The organism is Pseudidiomarina sp. (genome assembly GCF_033722695.1).
Classification (GTDB): domain Bacteria; phylum Pseudomonadota; class Gammaproteobacteria; order Enterobacterales; family Alteromonadaceae; genus Pseudidiomarina.
Map to the genome: position 1 here is coordinate 1 of NZ_JAWVYM010000032.1, position 17,909 is coordinate 17,909.

Genomic DNA, 17,909 nt, shown 5'->3' on the forward strand with positions numbered 1-17,909 from the left:
ACATTTAAGTCGTTGAACCCGCCGCAAAAGCGGTTGACGGAATGGCCGTAATTCCCTATGATGGCGCGCGTTTTACGGAGAGGTGTCCGAGTGGCTGAAGGAGCACGCCTGGAAAGTGTGTATACGGCAACGTATCGAGGGTTCGAATCCCTCTCTCTCCGCCAGATACAAAAAAACCGCCTAAATGGCGGTTTTTTTGTATCTGTTGGAATGAGCGGATTTGATGAGCCCCCCCTCAGCCCTTTCCACTACTCGTCACCGAAGCCGCCTGAATTGCCGCCATATCCGCAGGCAGCAGCGATGCCCTGCGGGCGCGCTCAAGCGCATCTTCAGACATTTTCCGGGCAGGCACCGCAAAGGCGTCCGGTACCACCCTTGCCAGCGCCGCCAGCGACTTTTGCAGCCTGATCTGCACTTCCACAAAGCCAGCTCCGTCGCGCGCAATAGGCCTGAAAGCATCTTCGAAAACATCCGCGGCCGTAATGGCGGGCACCATTAGCCGCGAAAATTGTACATCAGCGTCTGGCCGATCACGCCAGTTCGAGAGGATCCGCGTCAGGCGGCCTAATACATCGATGGCTGTGCCGGGATCATTTACTGCGGGCGACAACGCCTTAGAAGCAATTTCCGTCATCACAATCAGACCAAAGCGTGGGTCGCCCTCAAAAGTACGGTGCGACCCAGTTGTCATTGCGCGGCGCATGGCATCAGCTGCTTCATCGGTCATATCGGTCGCTGCGACCGACATCAGCACATCACCGCGATGTACAAAAGTAGCCGGCAGGCAGCGGACATAAATTTCTGTGTCCATCTTATCGGCGCAGTTCTGCAACTCCTGCATGTCGATGTGCTGGATATAACCAGTCTCCACACTCACCACAGCGACACAGTGATCAGGAACCGGTTCAGTCTGCGGCCGTCCCCCAAGAAAAGGACTCTCCAGCCGCTTGGTCAAAGATGCCGTGGCAGCGCGCTCGACCCGATCCAGCGTATCGCCCATGCGGCCGAATTCCATCAGGTGACCAATCCATCGGATCAATGCCACCACCACCAGACCAATGACCGTCGCCGTAAACAGGAATACCACCACCCGACCCGCTTCACTGTACAGCTTAGCATGCAGCGCGATCAGCCCGACCAGACCAAACAAAAACGCCCCCAGAAAAGTCGCCAGGACATTCTGAGTGGTTCTGTCTTCCTGCAACAGAATGGTTGCCCGCGGCGTAGCGGATTCAGTAGCCGCTGCAAAAGCTGATACTGCAATTGCCAGCGAGAACGTGGTGACCGCGAGCATCGACGAGGTCAGTATGCTGAGCATATCCTCGACGGTTTTTTCGCCGATCTGCAGGGCGATGGCCTCTGGTAAATAAGGCGCCAGAACCCGGGCGAGCACCACCGACAATAACGCTAGCAGGGTGAAACTGATCACCCGCACCCAGACTTTCTTGAAGATCTCGTGCAATTGCCAGATATAGCGCGAACTCATGGCGTCCCCTGCTTTTGTGTGAATTGAAGTCGCGTAACGATCCTTCTACCTTATATATCACTATACTTATAAAAGTTGGATAGTTACAAAAAGGGAGCCAGGTTTGTTCAGATTCATCACCAGTTCCGCTGTTCTGTTACTGATCGCCACACTCTGGCTGTGCGCCTGCAGTTCAGCACCGCGCGAAGTCAGCGCGCCACATCATACTACAGAAGGCTTCCGGAACGTCTACTCGGAGCCCGAGGATCGCAATATCTTCAGCTTTTTCTGGATGCGCTGGTTCGGTGACCGGCCCTGGGTTGATCAAGCCGCGCAGGCGCATCTGGTACCGGTAATGGATGCGCAATTGCCGACTATTAACCAGCCGGGTAACCAGCCGCAGGTAACCTGGCTCGGCCACGCTACTTTTCTGCTGCAGTATCAGGGCCTGAACATACTCACTGATCCGATTTTCAGTGATCGGGCCTCGCCTGTCAGTTTCGCCGGGCCTGAGCGATATACCCGCAAACCGCTCGATTTTAGCGAGCTACCACCCATTGATGTGGTGGTGATTAGCCACAACCATTACGACCATCTGGATGAGAAAAGTATCGACATGCTGGGCTCAGATCCGCATTACCTGGTGCCACTGGGCTTGCGTAGCTGGCTGATTGAACATGGCATTGATTCGCGCAGGATCACTGAACTCGACTGGTGGCAACAGGTGCAGCTTGGCTCGGTAGAACTCACCGCAACCCCCAGCCAGCACTGGTCCTCGCGCAGTCTTTTTGACCGCAATGAAACGCTGTGGGCCAGCTGGTTGATTACTATCGATGACTGGACCGCCTGGTTTGGCGGCGACACCGGTTACAATCCGGTCCAGTTTAAGGAGATCGGTAACTATGCTGACACCATCGACGTGGCGCTTATTCCTATCGGCGCCTATCAGCCTCGCTGGTTTATGAAAACCAACCATGTAAACCCGGCCGAGGCGGTAATGATTCATCAGGATCTGGGCGCGCGCCTAAGCCTGGCGATGCATTGGGGAACCTTTCAGCTGGCGGCGGAAGGCATTAAGGAAACCCTTGATGATGTTTTTACTGCGCGCGAAGAACAGCAGGTGCCGGAAACCGACTTCTTAATTATAGCAATTGGTGCCACAATGGTGACACCGACCAAAGCTGATAATAATTAACAGAACAAGGAGGATCTGAGTAGTGGACCTCATTCTTGCGGCAGTCATTGCCAGTACCCTGACCGGCGCTTTAACTGCTGTCGGAGCCTTTCCGGTTCTGCTAGGGAAAAAGCCATCCGAGCAATTTAACGATACCTTGCTGGGTTTCGCCGCCGGCGTCATGCTGGCCGCCTCGTTTTTCTCACTTATTGTGCCCGCCCTGGCCATTGCCGGCGAAACCTATGGCGAGGGCCCTATTCCCGGCGCTATCGCCGTAGTGGGCATTCTGCTTGGGGCTGTGACTATCTCAGTACTGGATCGGCTGATCCCCCATAAGCATTTCATTACCGGCCATGAAGGCCCCCATACCGCCAAGATCGCCGGCGTCTGGTTGTTCGTGTTTGCCATCGCTATCCACAACTTTCCCGAAGGCATGGCCGTGGGCGTTGCCTACGGCAGCGGCGAAACCGAGAACGCTTTTGCTCTGGCCCTGGGTATCGGTCTGCAGAATCTACCCGAAGGCCTGGCCGTTGCGGTCGGCCTGCTCAGCGTGGGCTACAGCAAGCTGAAATCTTTTACTGTAGCGGCGCTGACCGGCTTATTTGAGCCTGTTGGCGGCCTGTTTGGGGGCATCTTCGTTAATATTTCGGCGTTGTTGTTGCCCTGGGGTTTAGTCTTTGCCGCTGGTGCGATGTTGTTCGTCATCAGCCACGAAATCATCCCCGAAACCCACCGCCGCGGCCACCATCAGCGTGCCACGGCGGGCTTGATGATCGGGCTGGTATTAATGCTTTTCCTTGACGTATGGTTAGTCGCATGAAACGAATTCTGTTATTAGGTTATGGCGATATCGCCCAGCGGGTAGCGCGGCTTATGGTTCGGCGAAACTGGCAGGCGGTCGGTGCCTGTCGTCACCCCGACAATAAAGAAGTTGTGGACGGAGTTGAGTTGGTTACCGCCGACGCCACCAATGAGCAGGATCTGCGCGGCCTGTTCCGGGAATCCTTCGATGCGGTACTGGTGACCATGACCCCCGATGGCCGTGACCGGGAAGCCTATCACAAGGGCTACGTGATCCCCTGCCGCCATCTGCAGCAGGTACTAAAGGATGTCACTGAACCACCGCGGGTGGTTTATGTGTCCAGCACTGGGGTGTACGGCCAGCGCGATGGCGAGTGGGTGGATGAAGACAGCCCTACCGAGCCGGATCGCGATACCGGTAAGATGTTACTGCAGGCGGAACAGGCCATTGCCGGCTGTAACGCGCCAACGACGATATTGCGTTGTACAGGAATCTACGGACCGGGGCGGGATCGCTTGCGTGAGAAAATCCGTGAACGTGAAGCGACAATTACCCCGGCCTGGAGCAATCGCATCCACGCTGACGATATAGCGGGCTTCGTCGCTTATTTGCTGACGCAGATGGATGCGCCGGATGACCTTTACCTGGTCACTGATGACGAGCCGGCGCAGATGGAAGCCGTATACAGTTATATCGCCCGTCAGGAAGGGATTGAGCCGGCTGAATTGCCGCGCAGCGATGAAGTCGGGCCGCGCGGTAGCAAGCGCTGTAGCAATAAGCGCCTGCGCGCGACCGGTTATGAGCTGATTTATCCGACCTTTCGATCAGGCTTTAAAATCTAACATCCGGTTGAGCGGCTTCAACGCGCGCTCAGCCAAATCCGGATCCACGAATATCTCGTGCTTCGGCCCACCGGTTTCCAACGCCTCGGCAATGGCTACCAGGCCGTTCATTGCCATCCAGGGGCAGTGGGCGCAGCTACGACAGGTCGCGCCGCTACCGGCCGTTGGCGCCTCAATAAAGTGCTTATGCGGGGACAACTGCTGCATTTTATAAAAGATGCCGCGGTCTGTCGCCACAATAAAGGTTTCGTTAGGCAATTCCTGGCTGGCTTTAATCAGCTGCGAGGTGGAGCCTACGGCGTCAGCCAGATTCACCACCTGCTCGGGGGATTCCGGATGCACCAGGATAGCAGCTTCGGGATACACCGCTTTTAAATCTTCCAGTGCTTTGGTTTTAAACTCGTCGTGGACAATACAGGCCCCCTGCCACATGACCATATCGGCACCGGTCTTTTTGGCAATATAGTTGCCCAGGTGTTTGTCGGGGCCCCAGAGGATCTTCTCACCTCTGGCATCCAGATGATCGACCAGTTCCAGCGCTATACTAGACGTGACAACCCAGTCCGCCCGCGCTTTAACAGCAGCGGAAGTATTGGCGTACACCACTACGGTGCGATCGGGATGCTCATCACAGAAGGCTGAAAACGCTTCAATCGGACAGCCGATATCAAGTGAACAGGTGGCATCCAGGGTAGGCATCAGCACGCGCTTGTTAGGCGTCAGGATCTTGGCGGTCTCGCCCATGAATTTCACCCCTGCAACAATCAGGGTTTCCGCCGGATGCTCGGCACCAAAGCGCGCCATTTCGAGCGAGTCCGCAACTTTACCCCCGGTCGCTTCAGCCAATGCCTGAATTTCCGGATCCGTATAGTAATGAGCCACCAGCACCGCGTTTTTCTCGCGCAGCAGATCTTTTATCCGCGCGACATATTCAGCCTGTTGGGCTTCGGTCAGAGGTTTAGGTTTGGCTGGAAACGAATAATCGAGATTCTCAATCAGCCGGGTCTGAATCAGTTCTGCTTGGTTCATGAATACCACGTCAATTCACGGAGTTAGTCTGGGTATTATACAGGAAAATTCAGGAATGGCAGAAATTAGCAGGGAAAATCGTGGTGGGTCGTGCAGGATTCGAACCTGCGACCAATTGATTAAAAGTCAACTGCTCTACCAACTGAGCTAACGACCCACGAACAAAAAAATGCGATGACAGAAGATTGGTGGGTCGTGCAGGATTCGAACCTGCGACCAATTGATTAAAAGTCAACTGCTCTACCAACTGAGCTAACGACCCAATCTGTCTGCTGCAACAGTATCAGCTGCAACGGCGGCATAGTTTACTTAAATCACCGCACGTTGCAACCGTAAATTACAGTAAACCGGTGCGTTTGCTCAATTAACGAACATATGCCCGGGCTTTTCTACAGCGATTCTACAACTCGTTCAGCCGCTTCTGGGCCAGCGTCGCTTCAGTGGACCCCGAATACTCGTTCAGTACCTTCTGAAAATAGCTACGTGCTTGCTGTGGCTGGTTCTGTTGCTGGGCAATAATACCCAGTTTCAGCAGGCAGTCGCCACGTTTGTTACTGTCGGGGAATTTCTCAACCACAGTATTAAACTCTTTCTTCGCGGCGTCATATTTGCCGTCAGCGAACAGTAGCTGACCAAGCCAGTAATGGGCATTGGCTGCATAGGTCGAATCAGGAAAACGTTCCAGAAACTGCTGGAAAGCCGGAATAGCCGCATCATAGCGTTTATCTTCCAGTACCAGCTTAATGGCCTGATCGTAGGCATCATTCTCGCTGACATTAGCCGAGTACCCCATGGCGCTGTCGGCACCACCAGTTGCCACTACCGGAGTCGTCGGTTGAGACGCCAGACGGCGATCAATTTCCTGATAGATCTCGCGCTGCCGCAACAGGATCTGCTCCAGCTGATGCGCGTGCTCTTCAGTTCGCCCACGAAGCTCAGCGACTTCATTCTGTAGTGTGTTCATTTGATCCAGCATCGCCATCTGGGCACTGTTACGTGCGTCCATTACGCGTTCCAGCTGACTCAAGCGCTCTTCCACAGAGCCACTGCCTAACTTGGAAACCGGCGCTTGTGCAAGCACAGCGCCGGGTATCAGAAAGGCCAATACGATGATAAGTTTTTGCATTGGCTTTACCAGTTATTGAAACAGCTTATTAGTAAACCAGCACCGCGCGACGGTTCTTCGCGTAAGCAGCTGGAGTAGATTGATTCACCATAGGCTTCTCTTCGCCGTAAGAAACGGTGTTGATCTGGCTGGCTGATACGCCCAGGTTCTGCAGGTATTGCGCAACCGCTTTAGCACGACGCTCGCCCAGGGCGATGTTGTATTCAGGCGTACCACGCTCATCAGCATGACCTTCGATGGTTACGTTAGTACCTGGGTTTTTCACAAGAAAATCAGCGTGGGCTTCAAGTTGCTCAGCAAACTCTGGTAATACCCGTGATTCGTCAAAGGTAAAGTAAATGATGTTTTGCTGACGTAATTCAGCAAATTTCGCTTCACGGACTTCTTCAGGAGTTTGTGGACGCTCAGCTGCACCCAGATCGACACCGCTGTCCTGCTGCTGTTGCTGCTGTGCTTGATCTTCAGTACGTTGTTGTTCAGCTGTGCCATCGGCATCCGGGCTGCTGGTACAGGCCGCTAAAGTCAGCATCGGCACCGCAATGAACAGGCCTTTCAGTAATTGAGTTGTATTCATGTTCACGTTCCTTAATTTTTAGTAGTGAATGACTGATGGTGTTCTTTTCTAGCGTAAATACGGCGACCAGGACGGTGATTTCACTTCGCCCTGCCGCGCTGGCAGACGTGCTTTAAACCGGCCATCTATTGAGACCAGAGCCAGCACCTGCTGATTATTATGGGTGGTACTGTACATGATCATACTGCCATTTGGCGCCAGACTTGGCGATTCATCAAGCGATGTCTGCGTCAGTACCTGCATAGCGCCGCTCGGATAATCCTGCTTCGCTATGTGATAATTACCCTGGGTGCGATTTACCAACACGACCTGACGGCCATCGGGGGTATAAGTCCCGCCCATATTTTGTTCACCGTCAAAGGTCACGCGTCGCACCTGACCTGAACTTAAATTTACGCTATATAACTGCGGTCTGCCACCCCTTTCTGAGGTAAAAATCAAGGTTTTACCGTCAGGCGACCAGCTCGGCTCAGTGTCTATGGCATGATGATCCGTGATCCGCCGCAAGCGCTTGCTGGCCACATCCATCACGTACACCTCGGGATTGCCATCTTTCGACAGCACCATCGCCATTTGCGTGCCATCCGGCGACCACACCGGGCTGCTGTTAATACCACGAAACGACGTCAGCTTCTCGCGGCGGGTCGTATAAATATCCTGCGTGAAGATTTCCGGCGTCTTATTCTCAAAGCTCACGTAAGCCAGTTTATTGCCGTCCGGCGACCACGACGGTGACATCAGCGGCTCAGGGCTACGCAGCAGTACCTTTTCATTGTAGCCGTCATAATCGGCTACCACCAGTTTATAAGGCTTATCTTCATCATAATTGACAGTCACATAGGCGATGCGGGTCATAAAGGCGCCGCGCTCACCAGTCATTACTTCATAGAATACATCGGAGATGCGGTGCGCGTACTGGCGGAACTGACTGCCTTCAATCACGCTGCTGCGGGCATCCAGAATATGGTCCTGGGTAGTAACTAATTCACCACCGCGCAGAATCTTAGTGCCACCGGTGATCTGGCCGCGCAGTACATCTACGATCTCGAAGGATATTGTGTAGCGATCAACGGCATAAGGCTCAACCGTGCCAACCACAATAGCTTCGACGCCTAAACTGGCCCAGCGCGGAAAATCGATTTCACTGGCAACGGCCGGCCGCTGAGGCATGGCATTGACCGGAATCGGATTGAACTTGCCGCTGCGCATTAAATCCGCCGCAATGACATCCGTTAAGCCCGCTGGAGCCGGGCCCGTGCCCTTCCAGCGAAACGGCACCACCGCGATGGGCCGGGCACTGTCAATCCCTTCGGTAATGACAATTTCCAGCGCTGCGTGGGCCGGGCGTAACAACAGAATAAAAGTCAGTGTCGCTGTTAGTACTAATGCAGTTAGTTTTTTCATCATACTCATCACAGTTCAGGTGCCACCGTTAATTTGACCGTACTCATTTCCTTATACACCTCAGGGTCCTGTGAAACCGGTAAATTTCCGGCTTTAAGAACCGCGGCCCGGGCTGACTGGCAGACCCGCTGGTCGCCGCTACCGGTATCCACTGATTTTACAAAACCACTGGGTGATAAGCTGATTGTCAGTTCGCATTTTTTTCCGCGCATGGATTCATCGACAATCCAGTTGCGCTGTATGGTTTGCATAATAAGCGCTCTGAATTTATCGAGCTCACCCTGCATCTGCTGTTGCCGGGCCCGACGCCGTTCAGCTGCTTCACGGGCCATTTCTTCCTGCATCTGACGCTCACGTTCCGCTTTGCGCGCCGCTTCTTCTTCACGTTGTTTGCGTTCCGCGGCCTGGCGTCGTGCCTCTTCTTCAGCTTTCTTGCGCTCGGCTTCAGCTTTACGGGCCGCTTCTTCTTCCCGCTTACGCCGTTCAGCCGCTGCCGCGGCAGCTTTTTCTTCTTGTTCGAGTACTTTCCTGGCTTCGGCTTTTTCGCGCGCCAGTTGCTCCCGCTCACGTTCCTGCTGGGCCGCTAATTCACGCTGCCGCTGCTGCTCAGCTTCGCGCTGCTTACGCGCTTCTTCGGCGCGCCGCTCAAGTTCTGCAATACGTCTTTGCTCAGCCTGGGCCTGCTCGCGTTGCTGTTGCTTGATACGTTCTACCTGCTGCTGAACCTTAGCTTGATCAACAGCAACGGCTTCAACGATCTCTTGTTCTTGATCATCCACCGCGTCAAGATCCACCTGCATCACCGCATTTGAAGCAGGGGCCGGCTTCTGGAAATTCAAGCCGCCCAGCAACAACCCTACGATAGCCAGGTGCAATACTACCGACAGTAACAGTGGTACTGTCAGTTCTTGCGGCCATGTCCAGTTCTTTATCTTCACCCGTCGCCTCTCTTACTGCGTTTCCATACCGGAAGAATCAGTCATTAAACCAACTGAAGGTACTCCGGCACGTTGCAACAGGACCATTAACTGTACAATTTGATTGTAGGATACCGCCCCATCGCCGTTTACGACCACCTGGCGATCCGGATCCATCTCGCGGTGCGCGGCAACCAGGGTCGCGAGTTCCTCAGCGCTCATCGGCTCGGTCGGGCTTGCGGCTACATTCAGAAAATACTGACCGTCCCGGTTTACTGACGCCACCAGTGGCGGCTTCGTATCCGGATCCATCTGCTCGGCGGCAGCTTTCGGCAACTCAACTTTGACTCCCTGGGTAATCAAAGGTGCCGTGACCATAAAAATAATCAATAACACCAGCATCACGTCAATGTAAGGTACCACGTTAATGTCGGACACCGGCTTCCGCCGGCGACGCATTATCGTCATCATCATGCTGCGCCTTCCTTCGCCGGAGCGCTGCTCTGGCGCTGCAGAATAGCTAATAACTCATCCATAAAGTTTTGGTACTGGTTATCGATTTTTTCAACCCGGTTAATAAAGCGGTTATAAGCCATAACCGCCGGTATCGCGGCAAACAGACCCATGGCCGTTGCAATCAGGGCTTCGGCAATACCCGGTGCCACCATTGCCAGCGTTGCCTGTTGCACGGACCCCAGGCCGATGAAGGCATTCATGATGCCCCATACGGTACCAAACAGACCGATATAAGGGCTGATAGAGCCGATGGTGGCCAGCAGCGACAAGTTATTCTCAAGCTTGTCGATCTGTCGCGAATGGACCACCCGCATGGCCCGGTACGAGGCCTCGAGGACCTGTTGCTGGTTCAGCGAGGTGTTGCTACGCAAGCGGGCAAACTCTTTGAATCCGGCATAGAATAACTTCTCCATACCCGAGGCGTTTTGCGCCCGCGCACCAATTTCCTGATACAACCGCGCCAAATCAACACCCGACCAGAAGCGGTCTTCGAACTTCAGTGCCTGCACACTGGCTTCCTGAATAATTTTCCGGCGCTGGAAGATCATCATCCAGCCAAATACCGAAAACGCTAATAACAACAACATCACCAGTTGCACGACCAGACTGGCTTCGAGAATTAACGCAGTAATCGACAGATCAGCTTGCACCTTTTAACACCTCAAAAATTTCCGCTGGCATTGCCACGGCGCGAACGCCATCTCCAGCTTGTCCTAAATTCACACAGGCCGCCTTGATCTGCGCCTGACATAACAATATCCCCTGCTGATTGTGCACCGATTGCGTAAACACCACTGAGGCTTTCCCCAGCCTTTCGACCACAACCGTTACTACCAGTTCATCATTAAACCGGGCGGGGCTGATTAAATCCATCTGCACCTGCCGCACGACAAAGCCAATCCGGTGCTTCAGCCAGGTATCCTGTTCAATCCCCAGCGAGCGTAACCATTCGGTACGGGCCCTTTCAAGGAATTTGAGATAATTCGCATAATAAACGATACCGCCGGCATCTGTATCTTCGTAATACACCCGTACCGGCCAGATAAACGTTTTCCTGTGCTCCATGCTCTGGTCCTTGTAATAACATATGGTTAAAATAACGCCAGATTTTTATTTATATATGTGTTTTTACCAAATCTTTGCCTTCGCCTGTTTTTACTGGCATTTTTTGGTCTTACCAATTTATCGCTGTACAAAATTACGGCAGTGGTAACAAGCCGCTATTAGTTAAACTAATGCGAGAAACAATTTTTCTCGGTTGAACGCTGGTCAGTCCTCCGTATAATACGCGCCATATCAGATACGAAAGAGACCGGTTGTCGCTTTTACTGTTATATGTTGTTCCCCTGGATTTGACTTCCTTGTTGTTCTGTTTTGCCCGCACCTTGTGCGGGCTTTTTTTTGCCTGCCGATCAGCCGGGCTGCAGACCAAAGTGGGCATAGGCATTGGGCGTCGCAATGCGGCCACGTGGGGTGCGTTGCAAAAACCCCTGCTGAATCAGGTACGGCTCCAGCACATCTTCGATCGTTTCTTTTTCTTCGCCAATGGCCGCTGCCAGGTTATCCAGCCCCACCGGGCCGCCCAGAAACTTCTCCATAATCGCCAGCAGCAGCTTTCGGTCCATGTAGTCAAAGCCAGCCTCATCAACATCAACCATAGTCAGCGCCGCAGCAGCCACCGGCTGATCAATGGTTCCATTACCACGAACTTCAGCAAAATCACGCACCCGCCGTAACAGCCGGTTCGCAATCCGCGGGGTGCCACGCGAGCGGCGCGCGATTTCGATGGCCCCGGCGTTATCCAGTTGCAGATTCAGATAGCTGGCGGAGCGGCGGATGATCATGGTCAATTCGTCCACGTTGTAAAACTCAAGTCGCTGCACAATACCAAAACGATCCCGCAGCGGCGATGTTAAGGCGCCGGCACGAGTCGTTGCGCCAATCAGGGTAAACGGAGGCAGGTCGAGTTTAATAGAGCGCGCTGCCGGCCCCTCTCCAATCATAATATCCAGCTGATAATCTTCCATCGCCGGATACAAAATTTCTTCCACCACCGGGCTCAGCCGGTGGATCTCATCGATAAAAAGCACATCATGGGCTTCGAGATTGGTTAAGAGTGCCGCAAGATCCCCTGCTTTTTCCAGCACCGGACCTGAGGTTTGCCGGATATTTACATTCAGTTCATTGGCGACAATATTGGCCAGGGTGGTTTTCCCCAAACCCGGCGGCCCAAAGATAAGCAGATGGTCGAGGGCTTCTTTGCGTTGCCGCGCGGCCTGAATGAAAATGCCCATCTGTTCGACCACATGCTTCTGGCCGGTATAATCCGCCAGAGTCTTGGGCCGAATGGCGCGGTCAATAGCTTCATCGTCGGCTTGGGCCTGGGGCTGATTAATGCGGTCCGGTTCTATCATGGGCTCGGTTGCTCACCTTGAAACATAGAGATTGATCTGCGCACTACATCGCGCGCAGCGCCAGCCTGATTAATTCTTCACTTGAGACCGTATCCGGCTGGCCTTTACGGGCGGTATTTACCGCTTTTTCGGCTACGGCCGGCTTATAACCCAGGGCAATTAACGCACTTAAGGCGTCATCCCGCGGTGAACTGCCTCCCACGGTCGGATCCAGTTCGCCAAAGTCAATGGGCGCGGCATCTGTTGCCGGGGTAGCAAAGCCCCAGTTGCTCAACCGGTCGCGCATCTCAACCACCAGCCGCTCGGCGGTTTTACGTCCAACTCCGGGCAATTTAACCAGACTACTGACATCATCATGAGTCACTGCCTGCACAAACTGATGGGCGGTCATGCCTGACATAATGGTCAGCGCCAGCTTCGGCCCGACGCCCTGTGCTTTAATCAACTGCCGGAACAGACTGCGCTCGGCGAACGTATTAAAACCATATAACAACTGAGCATCTTCACGAACCACAAAATGGGTGATCACCCGCACCTGCTCACCGAGTTCGGGTAATTCATACATGCAGGTCATTGGCATGTGCACTTCATAGCCTACGCCCTGCACGTCAATGAGTATTTCAGGTGGCTGTTTGGCCACCAGGATGCCCGTTAACTGTCCTATCACCCTCGTCCCCTCTTATGCGCCGGCAAAGTGTGTGCCTGCAGAATCGTGCTGGTTCTGGTGTGCGCATGGCATAAAGCAACTGCCAGTGCATCGGCTGCGTCAGCCTGAGGCCGGTGTTGCAGCTTCAGCATCGACATTACCATATGCTGCACCTGGGTTTTATCGGCACCGCCGGTACCGACCACCGCCTGTTTTACCAATCGCGCCGCGTATTCCGCCACCGGTAACCCGGCCCGGGCAGCGGCGACTATGGCGGCGCCACGGGCCTGCCCCAGCTTCAGCGCGGAGTCCGGATTGCGTGCCATAAAAACCTGCTCAATGGCAAATTCATCCGGCTGAAACTGGGTAATCAGCTCGCTGATGCCATCATGGATCACCCGCAGCTTATCAGCAAGGCTCAGGGGCGTTTTCGTGGTGCCCTGCGCATTAATACAGCCACTGCCCAGATAAATCAGCTGATTGCCCTGCTGGCGAATAACGCCGTATCCAGTCAGCCGTGAGCCGGGATCAACGCCCAGTATTATCGCCATCCGGTATCTTACCCCTGCGCATCGCCCTCGGCGGATTTAGCAATCACTGCCACACCCAGCTCTTCCAAAGCTCCGGCATTGGCGAAGCCCGGGGCATCCGTCAGCATACAGGCTGCAGTGGTGGTTTTCGGGAAAGCAATCACTTCGCGAATCGAACTGGCACCAACCATCAGCATCACCAGCCGGTCTAAGCCAAACGCCAGGCCAGCATGAGGCGGCGTACCGTATTTCAGGGCTTCCAGCAGGAAGCCAAACTTTTCTTTTGCTTCTTCCGGGCCGATGCCAAGAATTTCAAAAACCGTTTGCTGCATTTTGCTATCGTGAATACGCACCGAACCACCACCTACTTCAACCCCGTTCAGTACCATATCATATGCATTAGACAGGGTTTCAGTCGGATTCGCTTTCAATTGCTCCGGTGTCACGCCAACCGGAGCGGTAAACGGATGGTGCAATGCCGCCAGGCCATTGTCATCGCCTTCAAACATCGGGAAATCAACCACCCACAATGGTCGCCAGCCGTGTTCGACCAGATCGAAATCTTCGCCAATCTTCAGGCGCAGTGCGCCCAGGGCCTCAGCCACTACCGTAGCATTATCGGCACCAAAGAAGATAATATCGCCGCTGACTGCATCAGTGCGCTGCAAAATAGCGTTGAGGGCTTCATCAGGGATAAATTTAAGTACCGGCGACTGGATGCCATCGCGGCCGGCCGACAGATCATTGACCTTCATCCAGGCCAGACCTTTGGCCCCATAAATACCAACAAAATTGGTGTACTCGTCGATGTTCTTACGCGAGATTGAATCAGCTTTCCCCGGCACTTTCAGGGCTGCGACCCGGCCCTTGGGATCATTCGCCGGTCCGGCGAATACCTTAAACTCCACCTCAGTCAGCAAATCAGCAACGTCGATCAGCTCCAGCGGGTTGCGCAGATCCGGCTTATCGCTACCGAAACGACGCATGGCTTCATGCCAGCTCATGCGGGGGAACTCGCCCAGATTAACGTCCATCAGCTCGACAAATAGCTGCTGCACCATCTGCTCAGTGACTTCCATCACCTGATCAGCGGTCATAAACGAGGTTTCGATATCGATCTGGGTAAATTCCGGCTGGCGATCAGCCCGCAAATCTTCGTCACGGAAACATTTGACGATCTGATAATACCGGTCAAAACCCGACATCATCAGTAACTGTTTAAACAACTGCGGCGACTGCGGCAGGGCAAAGAATTTGCCTTTGTACGTACGGCTGGGTACCAGATAATCACGCGCGCCTTCGGGCGTCGCGCGGGTCAGCATGGGAGTTTCAATATCCAGAAAGCCGGCACTGTCCATAAAACGGCGTACCGCGCTGGTTACTTTCGCACGGAACTGCAGATTGTGGTTCATATTGGGACGGCGCAGATCCAGATAGCGGAAACGCAGGCGCTGCTCTTCACTGACATGCTGGTTAAAATCGATTGGCAAAGCCGCCGAGCGATTCAGAATCTCCAGCCCGTCGGCCATTACCTCGATGGCCCCCGTCGCCATGCCGGTATTCACCTGGCTGTCCGGACGCGCCCGCACTACACCGGTCAGTTTGATACAAAATTCCTGGCGCAGCGAGTTGGCCTGCTCAAAGAGTTCACTCTGATCCGGGTCAAAAACCACCTGCACCAGACCGGTGCGATCACGCATATCAATAAAAATCAGGCCGCCAAGGTCACGGCGTTTATTCACCCAACCACACAAAGTTACCGGCTGATCAACAAGGCTGGTTTCGAGCTGTCCACAATAATGGCTACGCATGGGATTTTCCCTACCACAGAAATCGGTTTAACAAAGCGAAACATTATAACGGACTGACCGCAATTGTCAGCTATTGCCGGGGGATACTTCCGTGATTTCTCTCCAACTGCCGGTATAGCCACCAGCCGCCAACAAATCCGATCACGCTACCCAGGGTAATATCCACTAACCGGGTCATGATCAGCTCATCCGGCGGCAGGCGCGCGAAGGCGGCGTCAGCCAGTAGCACCGTCAGCGGTGTGATAAAAATCATCGCCAGACCATAGTTGCGCATTACAATGGATTCGATGATAAACGTCAGACCGGTAACCAGCAGGACCAGCATCCAGGGGCCAATCTCCAGATTCAGCATAAACCAGGCGAACACCATCCCCAGCGCGGTGCCGACGATCCTGTGGATCTGCCGGTGTCGGACCTGGCGGATATTCACCCCCTGCATAATCGCCAGACAGGAAATCGGCACCCAGTAGGGATTATTCAGCCCCATCAGCATGGCAATCAGGTAGGAGCCGCCGACAAACACCCCGATCACTGATGATTCGGTGCGCAGGTACTCGCGATTGCGCTTGGGTGGTGCCGGCTGTTTCGGCTTATTCAGCCCTTCGGTACGAACCGGCACCAGCAGGCTGTAGATAAACGCCAGCAGGCAGGAAATCATACCCCCCAGAGCCAGCCAGCCGATCTGGCTTGGGATCATCATCAGATCAAAGGGCAGCGTGCTGGCCAGGGCGGCAATCATGATAAAAAAGAAACGTCCGGGCGGCGGCACCTGATAGCGCCGGCACAAGTTATTAGCCAGCATGGCAATCACCCCGACCGCCAGCGCCGACGACCACATATAAAAACTGGCCAGACTGGCCAGGGTAAAACTAACCAGAAAACCAAACAGGCAGACAATTAAGGTGACCATGCGCCGCGCAGTGCGGGCCTGGGGCGGCAGATACATAATGACCAAACCGCCAATACTGCTCAGCACCGCCAGCCGCAACTGGCCGCTGAGCGCACCCAGTGCGACCGGGATGCCCGCTGCAAAACAGGTCACTACCGGGAAATGCCAGGGCCTGTCCGTAGGCTGAAATGACAGCAGGATTTTTATATCCTCATAAACCCGGCGTAGCAGACCCGGCGTTTCGGCTGCATCGGACATTATTATTCCTCAGTGAGTTCGGCTAAACTATACACCCACAACTTATAGACGACTTAAGCCACTATGATCAAACGTGATTCTTTGTTTGCTGAGCCACTGACCCAGGTCAGCGACTTTGTCTTTGATGAAAAGGTAGTGGAAGTTTTTCCCGACATGATTAACCGCTCAGTGCCCGGCTATCAGAGCATACTGCATGGCATTGGCCAGCTGGCTGCCCGTTTTGCCCAGCCGCAGAGCAATCTCTACGACCTCGGTTGCTCGCTGGGTGCCGCCACCCTGGCCATGCGTCAGAACCTTGCTGAGGTTGATGGTGTAAAACTCATTGGTATTGATAACTCACCGGCCATGGTCGAGCGCTGTAAGCTGCACCTGCAAGGGTATCGCAGCGCGGTACCTGCCGATATTCGCTGTGAGGATATTCGCGATACCGTCATAACCGACGCCTCAGTCGTGGTAATGAACTTCACCCTGCAGTTTGTGCCGCCGGAACAGCGCAATGAATTGCTGGCAGCGGTTTTCGCCGGGCTCAGGCCCGGTGGTGTACTGTTATTGTCAGAAAAATTCAAAAGCCCGGATGCAGCTATGGACGAGGTGCTTATCGATCTGCACCATCAGTTTAAGCGCGCCAACGGCTACAGCGAACTGGAGATCAGCCAGAAACGCGCTGCCATCGAAAATGTGATGCGGCCTGACACCCTGGATACCCATCTGCAGCGTCTGCAACACCTTGGATTTCATCAGCCCCAGGTCTGGTTCCAGTGTTATAACTTCGCTGCTATGCTGGCGGTTAAACCCTAAGGAAATCATTTGGCATGGATTTATTCAAAGATGACCTGATTGCCCTCGCCCGCTCACCGGTTTCGCACTGGCTGGGTAGCCTTGCCGGGCAGCTCGATCAGTGGCAGCGCGAGCAACAGCACGGCGAACTCAGCAAATGGCTACGCGCAGTGGCGCAGTTGCCGCAACTTGCGGCCGATCAGGTCGGGCTCAGTGATACCGTCAGCGTCCAGTCAGAAGAGCGCGTCAGCGACGGTCAGCGGAATCGTATCCGCGGGCTACTGCAGCAGCTTACGCCGTGGCGTAAAGGCCCATTTAATCTGCACGGCGTGCATATTGATACGGAATGGCGCTCTGATTTTAAATGGCAGCGGGTCGCTCCGCATCTGGGTGATCTGAGCGGTCAGCAGGTGCTGGATATTGGCTGTGGCAGCGGCTACCACCTGTGGCGCATGCTCGAAGCCGGTGCCGACCAGGCCTGGGGGATCGACCCCGGCCAACTGTTTATGGCACAATTTTTAGCGGTGCGGCACTTTATGCCTGACGAGCTCAAAGCCCGCGCTCACCTGTTCCCCGTTGGCGTCGATGACCTGTCCGAACTGAAAGCCTTCGACACCGTGTTCAGCATGGGGGTGCTCTATCACCGCCGCTCACCCATCGATTTTCTGACGCAGCTGCGCGCCCAGCTCAAACCCGGTGGCCAGCTGGTGCTTGAAACCCTGGTTATCGAAGGCA

General features: G+C 54.3%; 20 protein-coding genes and 3 tRNA genes. 7 read left to right on the forward strand and 16 right to left on the reverse strand.

Annotation, left to right across the window (positions count from 1 at the left end):
- Positions 1 to 76: 76 nt before the first annotated feature.
- A tRNA-Ser gene (locus R3196_RS09470) sits at positions 77 to 164 on the forward strand.
- Between the two features lie 71 nt (positions 165 to 235).
- Here the strand turns inward: R3196_RS09470 and R3196_RS09475 are convergent.
- Positions 236 to 1,486, reverse strand: coding sequence for a DUF2254 domain-containing protein (locus R3196_RS09475; protein WP_318936536.1), 1,251 nt, complete (start codon positions 1,484 to 1,486; stop codon positions 236 to 238).
- A 103-nt stretch (positions 1,487 to 1,589) separates the two neighbouring features.
- Here R3196_RS09475 and R3196_RS09480 point away from each other — a divergent pair, with 103 nt between their 5' ends.
- The 3 genes from R3196_RS09480 to R3196_RS09490 are packed head-to-tail and all read left to right on the forward strand — an operon-like array spanning position 1,590 to position 4,283.
- The gene (locus R3196_RS09480; protein WP_318936537.1) at positions 1,590 to 2,660 is read left to right on the forward strand and encodes an MBL fold metallo-hydrolase; all 1,071 of its coding nucleotides are present in this window, start codon (positions 1,590 to 1,592) and stop codon (positions 2,658 to 2,660) included.
- Positions 2,661 to 2,682: 22 nt separating this feature from the next.
- Complete coding sequence (locus R3196_RS09485; protein WP_318936538.1) at positions 2,683 to 3,459, forward strand: ZIP family metal transporter; 777 nt, start codon at positions 2,683 to 2,685, stop codon at positions 3,457 to 3,459.
- Entirely contained in the window at positions 3,456 to 4,283 is an 828-nt protein-coding gene (locus tag R3196_RS09490; protein WP_318936539.1) for an SDR family oxidoreductase, read from the forward strand. Before R3196_RS09485 ends, R3196_RS09490 begins: the two co-directional genes overlap by 4 nt.
- Here R3196_RS09490 and nadA read toward each other — a convergent pair.
- Complete coding sequence (nadA, locus tag R3196_RS09495; protein ID WP_413242917.1) at positions 4,266 to 5,237, reverse strand: quinolinate synthase NadA; 972 nt, start codon at positions 5,235 to 5,237, stop codon at positions 4,266 to 4,268. The genes R3196_RS09490 and nadA overlap by 18 nt on opposite strands.
- On the opposite strand from nadA, the gene R3196_RS10945 reads away from it, so the two are divergent.
- The gene (locus R3196_RS10945) at positions 5,157 to 5,339 is read left to right on the forward strand and encodes a protease FtsH-inhibitory lysogeny factor CIII (protein WP_413242918.1); all 183 of its coding nucleotides are present in this window, start codon (positions 5,157 to 5,159) and stop codon (positions 5,337 to 5,339) included. The genes nadA and R3196_RS10945 overlap by 81 nt on opposite strands.
- 54 nt (positions 5,340 to 5,393) lie before the next feature.
- Here the strand turns inward: R3196_RS10945 and R3196_RS09500 are convergent.
- From R3196_RS09500 to R3196_RS09565, 14 genes are all read right to left on the reverse strand, one after another.
- Positions 5,394 to 5,469 (reverse strand) — tRNA-Lys (locus R3196_RS09500).
- Positions 5,470 to 5,498: 29 nt separating this feature from the next.
- Positions 5,499 to 5,574: transfer RNA gene (locus tag R3196_RS09505), tRNA-Lys, on the reverse strand.
- A 138-nt stretch (positions 5,575 to 5,712) separates the two neighbouring features.
- A complete protein-coding gene (ybgF, locus tag R3196_RS09510; RefSeq protein ID WP_318936541.1) occupies positions 5,713 to 6,438 on the reverse strand; it encodes a tol-pal system protein YbgF in 726 nt (241 codons plus the stop codon).
- 28 nt (positions 6,439 to 6,466) lie between these two features.
- Positions 6,467 to 7,012: a peptidoglycan-associated lipoprotein Pal gene (gene pal / locus R3196_RS09515; protein ID WP_318936542.1), complete on the reverse strand. Its 546-nt coding sequence runs from the start codon at positions 7,010 to 7,012 to the stop codon at positions 6,467 to 6,469.
- Positions 7,013 to 7,060: 48 nt separating this feature from the next.
- Complete coding sequence (gene tolB, locus R3196_RS09520; protein ID WP_318936543.1) at positions 7,061 to 8,419, reverse strand: Tol-Pal system beta propeller repeat protein TolB; 1,359 nt, start codon at positions 8,417 to 8,419, stop codon at positions 7,061 to 7,063.
- Between the two features lie 5 nt (positions 8,420 to 8,424).
- On the reverse strand, positions 8,425 to 9,354 hold the full coding sequence (gene tolA / locus R3196_RS09525; RefSeq protein WP_318936544.1) for a cell envelope integrity protein TolA: 930 nt from the start codon (positions 9,352 to 9,354) through the stop codon (positions 8,425 to 8,427).
- A 12-nt stretch (positions 9,355 to 9,366) separates the two neighbouring features.
- Positions 9,367 to 9,804, reverse strand: coding sequence for a protein TolR (gene tolR, locus R3196_RS09530; RefSeq protein WP_318936554.1), 438 nt, complete (start codon positions 9,802 to 9,804; stop codon positions 9,367 to 9,369).
- Positions 9,804 to 10,499, reverse strand: coding sequence for a protein TolQ (tolQ, locus tag R3196_RS09535; RefSeq protein ID WP_318936545.1), 696 nt, complete (start codon positions 10,497 to 10,499; stop codon positions 9,804 to 9,806). Before tolQ ends, tolR begins: the two co-directional genes overlap by 1 nt.
- Positions 10,489 to 10,914, reverse strand: coding sequence for a tol-pal system-associated acyl-CoA thioesterase (gene ybgC / locus R3196_RS09540; RefSeq protein WP_318936546.1), 426 nt, complete (start codon positions 10,912 to 10,914; stop codon positions 10,489 to 10,491). Before ybgC ends, tolQ begins: the two co-directional genes overlap by 11 nt.
- Before the next feature lie 347 nt (positions 10,915 to 11,261).
- The gene (ruvB, locus tag R3196_RS09545; RefSeq protein WP_318936547.1) at positions 11,262 to 12,263 is read right to left on the reverse strand and encodes a Holliday junction branch migration DNA helicase RuvB; all 1,002 of its coding nucleotides are present in this window, start codon (positions 12,261 to 12,263) and stop codon (positions 11,262 to 11,264) included.
- Positions 12,264 to 12,306: 43 nt separating this feature from the next.
- On the reverse strand, positions 12,307 to 12,930 hold the full coding sequence (gene ruvA, locus R3196_RS09550; RefSeq protein ID WP_318936548.1) for a Holliday junction branch migration protein RuvA: 624 nt from the start codon (positions 12,928 to 12,930) through the stop codon (positions 12,307 to 12,309).
- Positions 12,927 to 13,460: a crossover junction endodeoxyribonuclease RuvC gene (gene ruvC, locus R3196_RS09555; protein WP_318936549.1), complete on the reverse strand. Its 534-nt coding sequence runs from the start codon at positions 13,458 to 13,460 to the stop codon at positions 12,927 to 12,929. Before ruvC ends, ruvA begins: the two co-directional genes overlap by 4 nt.
- 8 nt (positions 13,461 to 13,468) lie before the next feature.
- Positions 13,469 to 15,250, reverse strand: coding sequence for an aspartate--tRNA ligase (aspS, locus tag R3196_RS09560; protein WP_318936550.1), 1,782 nt, complete (start codon positions 15,248 to 15,250; stop codon positions 13,469 to 13,471).
- Between the two features lie 70 nt (positions 15,251 to 15,320).
- Complete coding sequence (locus R3196_RS09565; protein ID WP_318936551.1) at positions 15,321 to 16,397, reverse strand: FUSC family protein; 1,077 nt, start codon at positions 16,395 to 16,397, stop codon at positions 15,321 to 15,323.
- 63 nt (positions 16,398 to 16,460) lie between these two features.
- Between R3196_RS09565 and cmoA the strand changes: the two genes are divergently transcribed.
- Both cmoA and cmoB read left to right on the forward strand, forming a co-directional pair.
- Positions 16,461 to 17,195 carry a carboxy-S-adenosyl-L-methionine synthase CmoA gene (cmoA, locus tag R3196_RS09570; RefSeq protein WP_318936552.1) on the forward strand — a complete coding sequence of 245 codons (735 nt, stop codon included), beginning with the start codon at positions 16,461 to 16,463 and terminating at the stop codon, positions 17,193 to 17,195.
- A 14-nt stretch (positions 17,196 to 17,209) separates the two neighbouring features.
- Positions 17,210 to 17,909 (forward strand): tRNA 5-methoxyuridine(34)/uridine 5-oxyacetic acid(34) synthase CmoB (gene cmoB, locus R3196_RS09575; RefSeq protein ID WP_318936553.1); only part of this gene is annotated, 700 nt, incomplete at its 3' end.